The organism is Nocardia sp. NPDC006982 (assembly GCF_042869435.1).
Lineage (GTDB): Bacteria > Actinomycetota > Actinomycetes > Mycobacteriales > Mycobacteriaceae > Nocardia.
This window is the reverse complement of the sequence record NZ_JBIAFV010000001.1, coordinates 759,294-774,375: the sequence shown is the minus strand read 5'-3', so window position 1 is coordinate 774,375 and position 15,082 is coordinate 759,294. Positions and strand designations below refer to the sequence as shown.

14 protein-coding genes are annotated in these 15,082 nt (G+C 64.6%); 9 read left to right on the top strand and 5 right to left on the bottom strand.

Annotated elements, in window-relative coordinates; translation table 11 throughout:
* The first annotated feature begins 425 nt into the window (after positions 1–425).
* From ACFYOW_RS03390 to ACFYOW_RS03375, 4 genes are all read left to right on the top strand, one after another.
* Complete coding sequence (locus tag ACFYOW_RS03390; protein ID WP_387284082.1) at positions 426–1,364, top strand: ParA family protein; 939 nt, start codon at positions 426–428, stop codon at positions 1,362–1,364.
* A complete protein-coding gene (locus ACFYOW_RS03385; protein WP_387284080.1) occupies positions 1,361–2,203 on the top strand; it encodes a hypothetical protein in 843 nt (280 codons plus the stop codon). Before ACFYOW_RS03390 ends, ACFYOW_RS03385 begins: the two co-directional genes overlap by 4 nt.
* Before the next feature lie 18 nt (positions 2,204–2,221).
* On the top strand, positions 2,222–3,622 hold the full coding sequence (locus tag ACFYOW_RS03380) for a CBS domain-containing protein (protein ID WP_387284078.1): 1,401 nt from the start codon (positions 2,222–2,224) through the stop codon (positions 3,620–3,622).
* A 369-nt stretch (positions 3,623–3,991) separates the two neighbouring features.
* On the top strand, positions 3,992–5,461 hold the full coding sequence (locus ACFYOW_RS03375; protein ID WP_387284076.1) for a bifunctional phosphatase PAP2/diacylglycerol kinase family protein: 1,470 nt from the start codon (positions 3,992–3,994) through the stop codon (positions 5,459–5,461).
* Positions 5,462–5,470: 9 nt separating this feature from the next.
* Here the strand turns inward: ACFYOW_RS03375 and ACFYOW_RS03370 are convergent, their stop codons facing one another.
* Entirely contained in the window at positions 5,471–6,931 is a 1,461-nt protein-coding gene (locus tag ACFYOW_RS03370; RefSeq protein WP_387284074.1) for an aminotransferase class I/II-fold pyridoxal phosphate-dependent enzyme, read from the bottom strand.
* A gap of 119 nt (positions 6,932–7,050) precedes the next feature.
* Between ACFYOW_RS03370 and ACFYOW_RS03365 the strand changes: the two genes are divergently transcribed.
* The 3 genes from ACFYOW_RS03365 to ACFYOW_RS03355 all read left to right on the top strand — a co-directional run bounded on the left by ACFYOW_RS03365 (position 7,051) and on the right by ACFYOW_RS03355 (position 9,121).
* Positions 7,051–7,605: a hemerythrin domain-containing protein gene (locus ACFYOW_RS03365; RefSeq protein ID WP_387284072.1), complete on the top strand. Its 555-nt coding sequence runs from the start codon at positions 7,051–7,053 to the stop codon at positions 7,603–7,605.
* A 250-nt stretch (positions 7,606–7,855) separates the two neighbouring features.
* Entirely contained in the window at positions 7,856–8,794 is a 939-nt protein-coding gene (locus ACFYOW_RS03360) for a LysR family transcriptional regulator (protein ID WP_387284070.1), read from the top strand.
* Between the two features lie 30 nt (positions 8,795–8,824).
* A complete protein-coding gene (locus ACFYOW_RS03355) occupies positions 8,825–9,121 on the top strand; it encodes a DUF6506 family protein (protein WP_387284068.1) in 297 nt (98 codons plus the stop codon).
* A gap of 288 nt (positions 9,122–9,409) precedes the next feature.
* Here ACFYOW_RS03355 and ACFYOW_RS03350 read toward each other — a convergent pair whose 3' ends face one another.
* Positions 9,410–10,960: an alpha/beta hydrolase gene (locus ACFYOW_RS03350; protein ID WP_387285988.1), complete on the bottom strand. Its 1,551-nt coding sequence runs from the start codon at positions 10,958–10,960 to the stop codon at positions 9,410–9,412.
* Positions 10,961–11,343: 383 nt separating this feature from the next.
* Positions 11,344–12,270: a TetR family transcriptional regulator gene (locus ACFYOW_RS03345; RefSeq protein ID WP_387284066.1), complete on the bottom strand. Its 927-nt coding sequence runs from the start codon at positions 12,268–12,270 to the stop codon at positions 11,344–11,346.
* Between the two features lie 158 nt (positions 12,271–12,428).
* On the opposite strand from ACFYOW_RS03345, the gene ACFYOW_RS03340 reads away from it, so the two are divergent.
* Together ACFYOW_RS03340 and ACFYOW_RS03335 are read left to right on the top strand one after the other, a co-directional pair.
* Positions 12,429–12,782 carry a hypothetical protein gene (locus ACFYOW_RS03340; RefSeq protein ID WP_387284064.1) on the top strand — a complete coding sequence of 118 codons (354 nt, stop codon included), beginning with the start codon at positions 12,429–12,431 and terminating at the stop codon, positions 12,780–12,782.
* A gap of 162 nt (positions 12,783–12,944) precedes the next feature.
* The gene (locus ACFYOW_RS03335) at positions 12,945–13,226 is read left to right on the top strand and encodes a hypothetical protein (protein ID WP_387284062.1); all 282 of its coding nucleotides are present in this window, start codon (positions 12,945–12,947) and stop codon (positions 13,224–13,226) included.
* Positions 13,227–13,699: 473 nt separating this feature from the next.
* On the opposite strand, the gene ACFYOW_RS03330 is transcribed toward ACFYOW_RS03335, so the two are convergent.
* Both ACFYOW_RS03330 and ACFYOW_RS03325 read right to left on the bottom strand, forming a co-directional pair.
* Complete coding sequence (locus ACFYOW_RS03330; RefSeq protein WP_387284060.1) at positions 13,700–14,650, bottom strand: TIGR03564 family F420-dependent LLM class oxidoreductase; 951 nt, start codon at positions 14,648–14,650, stop codon at positions 13,700–13,702.
* Positions 14,647–15,051, bottom strand: a complete 405-nt coding sequence (locus tag ACFYOW_RS03325) for an RHS repeat-associated core domain-containing protein (RefSeq protein WP_387285986.1) — start codon at positions 15,049–15,051, stop codon at positions 14,647–14,649. Before ACFYOW_RS03325 ends, ACFYOW_RS03330 begins: the two co-directional genes overlap by 4 nt.
* Positions 15,052–15,082 lie beyond the last annotated feature (31 nt).

Genomic DNA, 15,082 nt, shown 5'->3' with positions numbered 1-15,082 from the left:
TGCGATATGTGTCGCGGCCTCCGGTCGAGCGACCCACGGTGGAGTAGTTCCGTATCGATCGGTTAGCCACGGGCCAGTGTCTCTCCGAACACCTTTCAGCCGGTGGCGATCCGCTATACGACGTTCAACCAAACAGACTGCGCAGCATTGATATTCATACCGACCGGCCTCGTCGGTAGGGGGCCTGCCGGGGCAATATGTCTGAAAGTTGCTGCGAAGAAATCTGTTTCGGCTTGCGAGATAGATGGTTGGTGGCACGATTGATGAAAGCCTTGACGGCCGTGTCGTGGGGAGAGCAGAAGTTCGGATGAGTGCTGCGGGGTGGCGAGGCGTTCAGATCGTCATCTCGCCCCGGCATGTGACATCGATCGTTGTTCGCCGGCAACGTCGGCGCCCGAAACCATTGGGAGAAGCGGATGCGGGTCGTGGCGGTTATGAATTACAAGGGTGGTGTGGGAAAGACGACGCTTACCGCGAATCTCGGTGCGGTTGCCGCCAGCCGAGGGCTGCGCGTGTTACTTATCGATCTCGATCCACAAACCAATCTGACCTTCTCGTTCTTCTCGATCGACGACTGGCACGATCGGCTCAAGGACGACCGCACGATCAGACAGTGGTACCAGGGTGAAATGCCCGGGAGGGAGCTCTCCCTGGCTGACCTCGTCGTCACGCCGGAGCGGGTCAACAGAGCGCTGGAGAACCCCGTCGGACGGCTCGACCTGATCTCGTCGCACCTAGGCCTGATCGATATCGATCTCGAGCTGGCCGCCCTGCTGGGCGGGACCACTACCCTCGACGGATCGAAGCGGCGGTTCCTGGACCTGCATGGTTGTCTGCGACAAGCGTTGGCGGACAGTCACTTCAGCAACAACTACGATGTGGTGCTCATCGACTGCGCCCCGAATTTCGGCCTCGTCACCAAGACCGCGATCGTGGCCAGCGAGCTCATTCTCGTGCCGGCCAAGGCGGACTATCTTTCTACCTTGGGATTGGACTATCTGGTCGGCAACTGTGCCGGACTGGTGAAGGAGTTCAACGACTACGTCAACCACAAGGGTGGTGGCGGTGGGTACACGCCGATCGATCCCAGTTTCCTGGGGGTCGTCTTCACCATGGTGCAGATCTATTCGCAACAGGTGACGCTCGCCCAGCACCGCTATATCGAAGAGGTACGCGAGAGTTCGCGAGTTCCCGTGTTGAAGAGCACGATTCGCAACAGTCCCAAGCACTTCGGCAATGCCGGCGAGAGCGGTGTACCGCCGATGCTGCACACTACCGGCAAGGACGAGGTCGTCAAGGAGTTCGACCAGTTGGCCGACGAGGTACTGGGTGCGCTCGCATCGTCGACGGGCGCTCACCAGTGAACGACCTGAAAAGTTTCGTCGCCCTGCAAACCCGGCTGTACGCGTTCTTGGAACGACAAGACGAGGCCACACTGCGTGGGATTCTCGACGGAACGGTGGGGTTGGCGGTCGTGCCCGCCGACGATGCGATATCGGTCGGCTCCGCCCCTCGTGGGGTATCGCGCGGCGTTTCCCGGTCTCTGGCGGCCGACCCCGTCGGACCGCCGTCAACGATTCCTCTTCAAGTGGTGCAGGATCTTTCGCGATTGCCGTCTGGGCAGCAACGGAGCTTCTACCTGAATGGGGCGAATCTGCCGCTGCAGGGGCTGCGCCAGGTGGCCAAACTGCTGGGCGTCCGCGGCTACACGAAACCCAGGAAAGCGGAACTCCTCGAGTTATTGGTCCGCCACGACTACACCCGGAACGACGCTGCCGCGGACGAACCCCCGACTCCGGCACCGGCCCTCGATCCGCCCCACGGCAAGATAGTGGTCGAGAGCACCGGGTCCGATAATGCGATGGCCGACAACACGGGGGCCGACCATGTCGATACCGGTGGCACCGCATCTGAGCCCGTTCCGCACGAGTCCAGCCCTGTGCCAGCAGCGGCGCCGACCGGAGCCGCGAGTCCGAATGCCGACGCTGCCCGAATCGCTGCGCAACTGCGCGGGACCGAGACTGAAGACGAGGGGGCCGCGTATCTGCGTGATCAGCATCTCGACCGTGCGGGTCTGCTGGCCGTGGCCGCGGAGTTGCAGCTCACTCGGGTGGATCGCCTGAGCCGCCCCGAACTCGAGAAGCGAGTGCTCAAGCAGGCGATCGGCGCCCGGCGCAAATTTGCCGGTTTGCGGAAGTGGTGAGCGCCCGTGCGGAGCGAAGTGACAGCAGAGCGCGCCGAGCACCCCGGCAGTCGCTCGGCGTATCTGATCGGCGGGCGTCGGGTTACGGTTTCGGATCTGTTGGACGCCGGTTTTATTCAGCCTGGCGCGAAGCTGAGGTTCAAGCGCAACCGGATCGGCGTGACCTACGACGCGACAATCACCGACAAGGGACGTATCCGGCTCGAGCCCGATGGCGAGGAATTCCGGTCACCGTCCCGGGCGGCGATGGTGGCCGCCGGGATGGGAGCCGTCGACGGGTGGCGGGCGTGGCTTGTGGTCGAGCAGGATCGGATGTTGGACGCCGTACGCCAGGAGTTGCTCGACCGGGTGATCTCGAATGTCGCGGCCGCTGCGCACCGGCACAACGAGGATGCGGTGGGTCGGCGTATCCACGAGCGCCTGAGGCAGGCCCGCAGGCATGCGGATGAGCATGAGCCCGAACGCATTTCGGTCCGAGAACTGCTGTCGCTGTGGGGAGCATCGGATCGCGGAGATCAAGTCAGCCGGATCGAGGCGGATCTGGCCAACCACGGACTGGTGACCTCACCCAGCTTCCGGGCGGTAACTCTGGACACGATGGTGTCACTGACCACGCCGCCCAGCGAGGCGGAGGGGAACACGGTGGCGGGTCCGTCCGTCCTCGACGACGTCGCGGTCGCCGAGGATGACGAGGGGGAGCGTGATCTCGATGTCCGCCTGACGGTCGGGAATCTGTCACCCCTGCTCGGGGTCGAGTCCGTCGGGCCGAACAGCACGCTTGAAGAAGCGATCACCAAGATGCTTTTGAACGATTTCTCCCAGCTCGCCGTCCTCAGCGGCCCTCGTAATCTGCGCGGAGCGGTCACCTGGCGCTCGATCGTCCAAGCGATGCACCAGAAGCCCGATGCGAGTCTCGCCGATGCGATCGACCCGCATGTGGAGGTCGTCGACTACGAACGCGATCTCTCCGATGTCCTATCCACGCTGCAACAGTGCGAATTCGTGTTTGTCCGGGACGAGAACAAGGTCATTAAAGGCATCGTCACGACGGCCGACGTGGCTCAGCGCTACGGCGAGATGGCGACCCCGTTCTTCCAGTTGGGGGAGCTGGATCAGACACTGCGCTGGATCCTGAACCGCACCTTGGATATTCGGACCGTCCAACGACTCTGTGACCGGAAGATCACCAGTTTCGACCAGCTCTCGGTGGGTGACTACCGCCGTATGCTGGAAAACAGGGAGGTCTGGGAGAAACTGGGCTGGCCGTTGGACCGCTCCGCATTCATCTCCCGGCTGGAAGAGATCCGGCTCATCCGCAACAAGGTTATGCACTTCCATCCCGACCCGGTGCCTGAGGACGCCGTCGACAAGCTACGGATGTTCAACAATTTGCTGCACCGGTATCGTGATCCGGAGTAATCGGACAGTGACTTACTGTCGTCGGTGAGTGATTGCCGGAACATACGAATTCGTATTGTGTTCGAAGCACGTATCGACGCCCTGTTGGGCGACAAGCAGAAGGTGGCCGCGGCTTCGCTTAGTACCACAGCGATGGCGACGGTCAGCCACGTCCTGCCCGTGCCGTTTCCGAGGATGGAGGTCCGTTGGCTGAAGGACAATGGGGCCGTTGGCGGCGGGTGGCCATCGGTGATATCGACTTTTCCAGTGTGCCGAGACGTGCACGGACGAGCTGGACATAGCAAGACCAGCCGGACGCGAAATGGCGCCTGACCTGGACTCACCGGACTCGCGGATCCTCATGGGACGAACGGCTCATATCCTGTGGGCATGCGCAAGCAGTCACCGAATCTTTCGGGTCACGTGGATGCGCGGCTGGTCGCGCGCAGTGCGCGGGTGCGGCCGACCCCCGCCGATCGGTTCCTGCGGACATTGAGCATGAGCGCCGACCGCAGTCGCCTATGGCTGGTCGTGGCGGCGCTGATGTCGATGGGCGGCCGAGCACCGCGACGGGCGGCCGTGCGCGGGCTCCTCTCGGTCGCGCTGGCCAGTTCGGTGGCAAACGGCATCGCGAAGCCACTGCTTCCGCGCCGCCGACCGCCGGACGAGTCGGTGCCCTTCGTGCGACGGCTGGTGAAACCGCCGGTGTCCTCCTCGTTCCCCTCCGGCCACTCCGCCTCCGCGGCGGCCTTCGCAACCGGGGTCGCCCTCGAATCTCCGGCCGCCGCGGTCGTTGTCGCGCCGATAGCGGCGGCCGTCGGCTACTCACGCGTGCACATCGGCGTGCATTGGCCCTCCGATGTGATCGCCGGCGCGGCACTGGGCAGTGCGATCGCCCTCGGTACCCGGCGCTGGTGGGCGCAGCGCGACGATGAGCCCGCCGAGCTGGGTCCGCGTGAACGAATCACCGCTATGCACAACGGATTAGGGCTGCTGCTCATCGTCAATACCGATTCGGGCAGCGGCGCCGACTCGGAGCAACTGCAGTTACTACACGAAAACCTGCCCGCCGCTGAGCTTTTGGCGGTGACCGAAGACCTCACCGCCCAGCTCGACGAACGTGTCCGCAGCCACGATATCGCCGCACTCGGTGTATTCGGCGGCGACGGAACAGTTTCGGCCGTCGCGGCCGCGGCGGTCGAACACCGGCTGCCGCTGGCAGTATTCGCCGGTGGCACCCTCAACCATTTCGCCCGCGACACCGGGGTTGAGCACCCCGAGCACACTTTGGCCGCACTGGAATCCGGCGACGCGGTCCGAACCGATACCGCCGAGGTGCGATCCGACGGGCTCGGCCCGCGTACCTTCGTCAATACCGCAAGCCTGGGCGGCTATCCCGACTTCGTCCGCATCCGCGAATACTGGGAGCCGCGCCTGGGCAAATGGCTCGCCGCGGGAATCGCCATGGTGCGCGTACTGTTTCGGGCCCAGCCGCTACCGACGACCATCGACGGCACCCGCACCGCCATCTGGATGCTGTTCGTCGGCAACGGCCACTACCACCCCGCCCACCAGATCCCGATGTCGCGTCCCGCGCTGCGCCACGGCACCCTCGACATCCGATATCTGCGCGCGGACCTGCCGTTTTCCCGAAGCCGCCTGATCTGGGCCACCCTCACCGGAACCCTCGACCGCTCCGCGACCTACGTCAACCGCCGCGCCGACCGGCTGACCGTGCACGTCGGCGGTGGCCCGGTCGCCCTGGCCACCGACGGCGAGGTCGAGCACCGCGGCAACGACTTCACCTTCACCAGCCGCCCCGCGACGCTCACACTGTTCCGCTGTCCGGAGCCGAGTTGATTCGGCGCGTCAGTCGGCGACCACCCGGACGGTCCGCATCGAACTGTCGGCGGCATCCGGCACCATCATTCCGGCGCGAACCCCGGTCACCAGGTAGTCGATCACGGCCTCGTTCAGCCTCTCCCCAGGCACTGCGACCGGTATACCGGGCGGATACGGCGTGAGCTGTTCGGCGACAATCCGCCCGGCAGCGGACTTCATCTCGACCGTATCGACGGCCCCGAAGAACGCGTCGCGGGGGAGCATCGTGGTATCGAGTTCGAGATCTTGCGGATCGGGAAGTCGAATCAGTTCCGGTGCAGGGATTTCCGGGGCCGCCGCGCTCAGCGACAGCAGTGCATCGAGCAGCCGCCTGGTGGTGGACTCGTCATCGGCCATCGACAGTGTCGCCATGATCCGGCGGTGATCGCTGAGTCCGACGTCGATTCGTGCGTTCTCCCGCAGCCAGTCGGCACACTGATAGCCGGACAGCCCGAGCTCGTCGACATCGATGAGGACCTGCATCCGGTCCAGGTCGTCCGAGGCCTCAGCGCCGAGCAACTCGTCCTCCATTACGTGCAATCCCGGAATGCCCTCGATATCGGCGCGTAGTTGTCCGGCCAATTTCAGTGCGGCGCCGAGCAATTCGTTACCGTGTTCGACCATCTGGCGTCGCCACCCGTCCAATGCCGCGTACACCATGATGTTCGGGCTGGTGGTCATCAAAAGGTCGGCGCATGCCGATAGACGTTCGCGTTCGACCAAGTCGCCCTGAAGATGGAAGACCGAACCCTGCTCGAATCCACTGCCCATCTTGTGCACGCTGACCACACAGACATCCGCGCCCGCATCCATTGCCCACGTGGGCAATTCGTCGTGGAACGGCAGATGCGCGCCCCACGCCTCATCCACGATGAGCGGTTTACCGCGCTCATGGCACACCTCGGCGATCCCCTGGATATCGGCGCATGTTCCATAGGGGCTCGGGCTGACGATCAAGGCCCCAGCCGCATCCGGATAGCGCTCCCAGGTTTCGCGGATCCGCTCGGGCGACGGCGGATGGGACATGTGCCGCTCGGCATCCCAGCGCGGGGTGATCCAGCGCGGCTGCACACCGGAGAAGATCAAACCGGCGACGATCGACTTGTGGCTATCGCGGGCCACCAGCAGCCCCGGTGAACCTCCCGCGACCGCCATCATCGCCGCCTTGACCGACAGTGAACTACCGCAGGTCGAAAAGAACGCGTAGTCGGCGCCGACCGCGTCAGCCATCAATTCCTCGGCACGCGCCAGGTAGCCACCGCTTGCCCGGCGGTCGTCGAGTCCGCTGTTGCCGAGGACATCCGAACCGAATGTCTCGGCGCCGAGGATGCGCCGCACACGTTCGTCCGCGCCGCGGCCCTGTCGGTGGCCAGGCGGCGTGAAACCGTATCGGCCCAGCTCACGGTATTCGACCAGGGCTTCGAGTAAAGGGGCTCCAGCATGGTCCATATTGCCGACCTACCCAGGGGCGCAGGTAGCAAACGGCTCGGTGGCGAGTTTGCCCGTGGCGCGCTGGTCGGCCTTCGGAGGAAGATGTGTAGTACTCCGCCGCAGAAATGAGGTGCACCATGGGAAAGCTGGATCAGAATGTGATCGATCTGCTGACCGACCAGCACGAGCAGATCCGGCGCATACTCGAGAAGCTGAAATCGGGCCAGGACGATAAGCGGGAACTGTTCACCGAGCTGGTGCGCCTACTCGCGGTACACGAAACCGCCGAGGAGGAGGTCGTGCATGCGGTGGCACGGCGCGCGGCTTTCGGCGCCGACGACATCATCGGCCCCAGACTTGCCGAGGAAAATGCGGTGAAGCACGCACTGGCCGAACTGTACGACATGGGCGTCGACCATCCCGATTTCGATGCGAAGCTGGCCGTATTCGCCGATAAGGTCTCCGCACATGCCGCACACGAGGAGACCGAGGAATTCCCCTTCCTGCTCAAACAGTTCTCGGTCAACCAGCTCGAACGCTGGGCCGGCATGGTGCGCGCCGCCGAGAGACTCGCCCCGACCCGGCCGCACCCCCATGCGGGCGAGACCGGCTTGGCGAACCTCGTGATGAGCCCGCCACTGGCCGTATTCGACCGAGCGCGGGACGTTTTTCGCGACATGCGCTCGCACTGAAACTATTACTGGGTCGCTGGCCTCCGCGGGGGCGCGGCGCGAATTGCACCGTGGTGTGGCGGATTTGGTGGGCTGAGAAGTGGCGTGGTGGCCGAGACTGGACTCGGAGTTCGGCAGAGCCAAAGTCTCGGTCCATCAACGGTGACTCCCGCCTCGACTCCAGAACCGCTGCCGTCCAGGTGATTGTGCGCGGCTCGAGTCGGCGACTCGCTGTGGTGACCGAATGGGTCGGGTCGGCTAGCGTTGGCGGGTGGAGTTGCGTCAGTTGCGGTACTTCCTGGCGGTCGCCCAGGAGCGGAATCTGACGCGTGCTGCGCAGGTGCTGGGGATCCGGCCGACTTCGTTGAGTCAGCAGATCATCGCCCTGGAGCGGCATCTCGATACTGTGCTGTTCGTGCGGACATCGGCGGGGATGACGCCGACCCCCGCCGGTGAACTGCTGTTCGATCGGGCGCGCGTGGTCGTCGCGGAGGCTCGGCGGGCGGAGGAGGCGGTGCGTGGGGAGCGGCCGCTGCGCCTGGCAGTGACGCCCGGAGTATCACCGGACGTGGTGGCGTTGCTGTGGCGGGTGGCCAGGCCACACGCGCCCGGCATCGCCGATATGCAGACGACGGAGCAGGTGAAGGGGCTTCGCGGCGGCGTGCTGGATGCGGGGCTGCTGTTGTTGCCGGTCGACCCGCCGGACCTGGATTGCGTAACGATCGCGGATGCCGAACTCGGTGTGGTGGCGGCCGTCGATCATCGTCTGGCCGAACAGGATTCGGTGCGATGGCCGGATCTGGACGGCAGCGCGCTGTTGTGGTTTGCGCGCGCGTCGGCGCCGGGCTATCACGACGCGGTTCGCGACGCGTGGTCCCGCGCGGGCTGGCGTCCGAGGGCGGTGCGGGAAGGCGCGCCGCGGCGGGCGCTGTTCGAGGCCGAACTACGGCACGGCGGTGATGTGATCGGGCTGCGGCCCGCCTGGGACGTGCCCGGCGGTGCGGGGCTGGTCTGGTTGCCGTTCGCGGAAGGTGCGCCGCGAATCCGGCACGCGCTGGCCTGGAACGCCGGTGATTTTCGGGCCGCGCGCTTCCGGGAATGGGCCGCTGACCTGGCGTGTGCGCCTGTGCCACACGCACGTGCGGAGTTGCCTCGTGGACAGCGTGCCGCCGCGTCCGCTGTGCTGGACACCGGACGGGCCTCGAGATGAGGTGCCGCCGCACAGGACAGGAGACCGCACATGGCACTTACCGCATGGGGCTTCGTATACACCGCGCCCGGCAGTGATCCGAGCCACGAGACGGTGGTGGAAACAGCAAGCTGCCGAACGGTTTTCGTGGGTGTGGACCAACCGGAGCAGGTGCTCGATGTGGCCCGCCGGTTGGTGGCGTCCGGGGTGCAGTTGATCGAATTGTGTGGTGGTTTCGGCCCGCTGTGGACGGCGCTGGTGATCGAAGCGATCGACAGGGCTGTTCCGGTGGGTGCGGTGGCCTACGGTGCGGAAGCCGTCGACCAGGTGCACGCGATCTTCACCTAGCGTTGCGCGGACCAGGCGAGCCCATAGGTGCGCCGGAAGCTCGCCGCGGAAACCGGAGCGGGACTACAGCAGCGCATCTCGCCAATCCGGACCCACCCGCCGCAGACCCGCCACCCCGCGCATAGCGGGTACGCCGTTGTTCATCGGATTCGTCATGCCGCCGAACTGCTCTGTGTGCATCCATTCGTCACCGTCTGATCACCCAGGCCGTCTACAGGCCGTGAGCCGCTGGAAAACAGCCAAAACGGCGAGCTCCGATAAGATCTTCGCCCAGTTCAATGAGACGGCTCAGGTGGTGTCCGGCATGGAAGCGGCGCGAGTCCGGTCTGCGGCTTCTGCATCCGCGGAGCAGGTGATGTCTGTATCCGGCATGGTCCCCACGCTGAAGTATGTGTTGATCGCGTTGTTCACGCAGGTGCTCAGTTCGGGCCGGAATGTCATGTGGATACGGACATCCTGCAGCGTCACCATCCGTGACTCGGACATGTCCTGATGCAATCGGACGCCGTGGGCGTAAGGAGTTCGGGGATCTCCCGTCGCCTGCAAGATGAGCGCGGGCACCGAATTCCGGACGATAGTCGGCGGCTCGACCGGCCGAGGCCAGAAGGCGCACGGCTGGATGTTGTTCGCCAGCGCGCCGAACACCGGCTGCGTGGTGCGGGTCTCTTCGATGTTGCGCCAGTACCAGGTCGGATCAATCGGTGCCCCGACATCGCCGCAGGCGATCTGCGCAAGCACCGAGTTCTCGTTGTCGCGCAGCGCCTCCACGATGGCGCGAAGCCGGGGTGTTCGCGATGCAGTGGGCGGACCGCCCGCAGCATCGGCGATCTCCTGCACGGTAGCGGCCATCGCTTCGTTCAGCCGGAAGTTCATTAGCAATCCGTGCAGGATGAACGGAAGCCAGTGATCGTCAATGGCAAACCCATCGATGACAATTGGTTGGCGTGCGGCGATACGAACGAGCTCCTCGATCTTCGCTCGCACCTGCTGCGGAGTCGCACCGAGCCGGAACTCGTCATCCCGACCGGAAACCCAGCCGGCCCAATCGTCCAGCGCGATCTCGTCTGCCGGACCCCAATCCTGAACCAAGCCCTCCCAATACCGGTCCGGGTCGATCGCGCTATCGAGCACGACGCGATCACTCCTCTCGGGGAACATCTGCGTGAACACGGCACCGAGGTAGGTGCCATAGGACACGCCGTAGAAGTTGATCTTCTCCTCACCCAGGGCGCCTCGCACAATGTCCATGTCACGTGCGGTGTTGCGAGTGGTGAACTGCCTCAGCTTGTTCGGATCACGAATCAGGCAGGTCGCGGCCATCCCCGCGGACTGAACGGTGTCGTGCACGAATCCCAGCGGATCCAGACCCGCCGACCGAATCATCTCGCCTACCGGCCACCCGCACCGCGGACTCCGACCGGATTCGCCGACCCCGCGCGGATCCATGCCGATCAGGTCGTAACTCGCCAAGACCTCCGGCGAGAGCACATCACCGAGCAGGTCGAGACTGTCCAGCCCCTCCGCACCGGGGCCGCCCGGATTGGACAGCAGAATTCCCCGTCGCTGCACCGGATCGCCGGCCTTCACTCGCGAAATCGCCACGGTCATCGTTCGATCGGCGGGATTCTCGTAGTCGAGCGGCACCAGTACATCCGCGCACTCGCCACCGGCCTTGTCGACATTCTCGACGCCGCAAGGCTTCCACTCGAGCCGCTGGTGGTAGAACCAGTCCAACCCTATCGGGTGCGCATCGTCCACCGGGCCCGCCTGGCTGTACGCCGGCACAGCCATCAGCAGGGTCACCGCCACTACAGACATCGAACGCCAGAACAGGTTCACCGACAACAGACTTCACCTCTCGACATGAGGGATCACGCAGGTTGGTGCGACGTGAACCGTAGCCGATACGGCGGTTCGGTTGTGGTAGCCCACACCACCCAGAACGCCTCGATGACTACGACGCAGCCCGCCCCTGGCACACTCAGCGACGGCGCGAACGCCGCTTTGGGTTCCCATGCCATGTCCGGGTAAGTGTCGCCGTGGCGGCCCTCGAGGACCTTGACGATGTGATTCAGCGGCACGTCGCCGGGCCCGACCAGATCGATGCCATGCTCCTTGGCTGCGTCACGGTCTGTACTGCGTCAACGTCGTCGAGTGTCTCTGAAATCAGTTGCCTAACGGACAGGTTCGGCTCCTCGGGCGGAGGTCAGGATCCACCGTTGTCATTCCGACACACTCGCCCGGAAGGAGCCTGGGCCATTACGGCTGGCGTTGTGTCCGCGCATGATGTCGACGGCGAATTGCGCGTATTCGACTGCGATTTGTTCTCGAGAGATGGGGCCGACAGGGCGGAACCACTGTGGCAGGGAAGTGCACATGGTGGCGACAGCGCGGGCGGCTTCGCGTGGGTAGCGGGTGGTGAACTCGCCTGCCCGGATGCCGGCGGCAACTTCGTCGTCGATCATTCGTTGAATGTCTATGCGCTGAGTAGCGACTCGGGAGCGGTTGGGTTCGTCGAAGCTGCGCATTTCGCTGGCGCCGATGAACGCGAGGTCACCACGGTACGCGTGGAACAGCGCGAGGGCTTCGACCATTTTGGCGAATCGTTCGACCGCGGTGACGCCGTCGTCGCGGGCCGCTGGGATTCGCCAAAGCAGTTCGGACATTCCGAGGTCGAATATGGCGACGAGCAGGTCTTGTTTACTCGGGTAGTAGTGGTAGACGCCGGCGACGCTCATACCGGCGGTGGCCGCGATGCTCCTCATCGTCGCGCCGTGGTAACCGGTTTGCATGAATGCTGCGATCGCCGCGTCGAGAGCAGGATCGAGTACCAGGGGCTCAAAAGTGCGCCATGTTTGCCCGTCACCGGCCGACCGGGGGGGTGATGTGCCGGTAGCGTCGGCCGCCCGTGGTAGCCGGGTGGCGAGAATGTCGACGGTGGAGACGCCGAGTTCGGCAGCGATGCGGTCGAGCCGGTCGACGGTCAGTGGTGTTTTGCCGTTCTCGATGGCACTGAGAGTCCCGGCGCTGACGCCGATGTTGCGCGCCAGTTCGCGCAGCGAGACTCCAGCCGCCGTTCGAGCCCGGCGCACCAGATGACCCGCACCGGTGTCGACCGAACGCTTATGCGCGATCTCATGTTCAGTCATACTGAACATCCTAGATCACCTTTGTTGATCGAATTGCAGAAGTGCCAGCTGACGGCTTGACATCGTTCCGAAATGCAGTGACGATGGTCACCATCTGAACAGCCACCTATCGAACGTACGGTTAATGTTCACATCCTGGGTGAACGGAAGGATGCGCGATGGCCGAGCCGGCCCTTATGGACTCGCTGTGGGGTTCGCCGACGAACTGGGGCAAGTGCGGCTTTGATGACGAAGCTGGGGCGCTGAACCATCCGGCGGTCGAGGAGATCCTGCGGGAGGCTCGGAAGATGACCGCGGGCAAGGTGTTCACCCGGCAGCGGCTGACCAGGGATCCGCAGGGTGATCCGGTATGGACGGGCCGGTCGCCGGCCATGCCAGCCCAGGCCGCCGCGGAATCCATTTCCGCCGTATCTCCTGGTGCGTACGGCTGGCGATCCGATCCTCTGCGAACAGGACTGTCGCGACGAGACCTTCGCTACCATTCGCCGGTTCGCGCACCCCCCGGACTCTGAACGGCGAACGCGTCGATCCAGTCCTCTGGCTTGCGGCAACTGGACCGCGGGTTGCCGGCGTAGCTCCTAGTGGATAGGTAAATGCGATCCGCATGTTGCTGTCCTTTGCTATTGCCGCCATCGCCGGAGGTGTCTCACGCTAATTCGAACCAAGGATTGATCATGAATTCTCACGAAATAGATATCAACAGAGCCGGGTTTCATGCGGCTATGGAAGCCCTGATGATGGACGATCCCCACCCAAGTGATTGCTTTAGTGATTACTTTCAAGATTGTCCCTCACGATGGCTGCAGAGAGCGCTCTACGCATATGAATGGGCAAAGCGAACCTACCTTGTTCAGAATATTGGTTCCACGCTCTACCAGGAGATTCCGCAGCCAGGCGAAGCTCGTGAAGCCGTCCTCCTTCATGAGTCCAGAGTGCAAGAAGCGCCGACACGGTGATGACTGTGTGGAGTTGCTCAGTGCGTAACACCCGCGTCTCATGCCGCTGACATTGCTGTCGTAGGTTTCTCACCCTCAGGGCTGTGGCCAGAATGAGGAAGTAAATGAGCCCGCGGCCGCAGCGGATGTCGAGCCTTGGTAGCCGGACCGATCCCGGATGGCTTCGCCTCCAGGTGAGAGTGCGCAACTACTCATCGTCCCGACGACGGCGTCGGGTGATTCACAACGGTGTGGACTGGAGAGTTTCCGGTGGGGTGAGGTGCAGACAGGAAGCACCGATCAACTCTGTGCGGCGACCGTCGAATTGGCACGCCGCTCTCGCGAGCTGAACTCTTCCCCGTCTGTCTCGGCACGCGTGGCCGCCACACCACTGAGCAAAGACCCACGCGAGCCGCACCGGGAATCCTGTTGTGCGGGTCGACCGACGCTCCGCAGTTCCTCGCCGTGCGCGTGTGCGCCGGGATCGCGTGGTGCTACACCGCGGGCAGGGCTGTAACCGCCGAGGAGCCGGCGCGATCGGCCGCGAGTGCCCCGGCCAGCGCCCAGGTGCGGCGCTGATCGTCCGGACCGGCCAGATCCGTGGTGGTCAGCACGACCTCGGTGGCGCCTGCGTCGTAGTAGCGCTGGATTCCGGCGGCGATGGTCTGCTCGTCGCCGATGAGTGCCAGTTCCCCTGCCCGCGAGGCACCTTCGAGTTCGATGACCCGGCGGTAGGACGGCACCTGCTCGTAGAACGCCAGCTGTTGCACCGCCGTCGCGCGGGTGCCCTCGACATCGGAGGTGACGACTGCCGGGACGAAGGCGACGATGCGCGGCGCGGTTTCCGAGGTCTGCGTGATCACCGGCACGATGTGCTCGCTCAAGGTCTTCGGGCCCGCCAGATACGGCAGGGTGCCGTCGGCGAGTTCCCCGGTGACGCGTAGTGCTTGCGGACCCATCGCGGCCACCAACACCGGTACGCGTGGTTCTGCCCCTGGTACCGCGGTCGGCAGCGGCGGTGTGACCGTCAGCAGTTCGCCGTGGAAGCCGGCGGTGCCCGTGTCGAGCAATTCCCGCAGCGCGGTGAGGAACTCGCGCAAGCGGGTAATGGGCCGATCGAAGGCCGTGCCGAACGCACCGGCGGCCAGCGTCGAGCCGACGGCCAAGCCCAGATGATAACGTCCGTGCGTCGCGGCTTGGGCGGTCTGCGCCTGAGAGGACACCAGCAACGGATGGCGGCCGACCACGGGGATGGCCGAGGTGCCGACCTGCAGGCCCGGCACCTCCCGGCCCACGATGGCGGCGAGGGCGGGGGAGTCGTAGTCCATCCGCTGTCCGAACCACACCGACCCGATACCCAGCTCGGCGACCGAGCGGGCCTGCGCCACGATCTGGTCGACGTAGTTGCCCGAATTCGAGGCAGCGAGCGCAATTCCGAGAGTCATGCCTGGGGCAACCCGCGTCCGTGCGCGCCTGTTCCCGAACAGCGAGATGAAATCAATTTGATCACAAGGGTTTTCGTCGTCTGGGAGCTGTGAGCCAACCACCACGGGTGATCGACACCATCTAGGAACGGTCTCGGTAGCATCGGCCAGCGTCCTCGCGGCCACGTCGCCCATACCCGTGGGCCGGGTACCCGATCGCCGGTGTCATGCGGCTCAGCGCAGCCTGGCGCCGATGGTCGATTCGACGTCGGGTTGCCCGGATACAGTCCGAGCGGATCGCTCCAGAAAGTCGGATTGCGCGGGTAGGTGCTGGGATTGGGCACAGGCGCGAGTCCGAGCGGATCGCTGGTGAGGAAGCGTCCGGTATGCGGGTCATAGGTATGGTTGTGGTTGTAGTGCAGGCCGGTCTCGGGATCGTGGATCTGGCCGGGG

What these genes read in the sequence shown, in the direction of transcription:
- ACFYOW_RS03365 (WP_387284072.1), top strand. Translation starts at nt 7,051, where the DNA reads ATGGGAAAGCTGGATCAGAATGTGATCGATCTGCTGACCGACCAGCAC.
- ACFYOW_RS03375 (WP_387284076.1), top strand. Translation starts at nt 3,992, where the DNA reads ATGCGCAAGCAGTCACCGAATCTTTCGGGTCACGTGGATGCGCGGCTG.
- ACFYOW_RS03330 (WP_387284060.1), bottom strand. Translation starts at nt 14,650, where the DNA reads ATGACTCTCGGAATTGCGCTCGCTGCCTCGAATTCGGGCAACTACGTC.
- ACFYOW_RS03370 (WP_387284074.1), bottom strand. Translation starts at nt 6,931, where the DNA reads ATGGACCATGCTGGAGCCCCTTTACTCGAAGCCCTGGTCGAATACCGT.
- ACFYOW_RS03345 (WP_387284066.1), bottom strand. Translation starts at nt 12,270, where the DNA reads ATGACTGAACATGAGATCGCGCATAAGCGTTCGGTCGACACCGGTGCG.
- ACFYOW_RS03355 (WP_387284068.1), top strand. Translation starts at nt 8,825, where the DNA reads ATGGCACTTACCGCATGGGGCTTCGTATACACCGCGCCCGGCAGTGAT.
- ACFYOW_RS03335 (WP_387284062.1), top strand. Translation starts at nt 12,945, where the DNA reads ATGAATTCTCACGAAATAGATATCAACAGAGCCGGGTTTCATGCGGCT.
- ACFYOW_RS03340 (WP_387284064.1), top strand. Translation starts at nt 12,429, where the DNA reads ATGGCCGAGCCGGCCCTTATGGACTCGCTGTGGGGTTCGCCGACGAAC.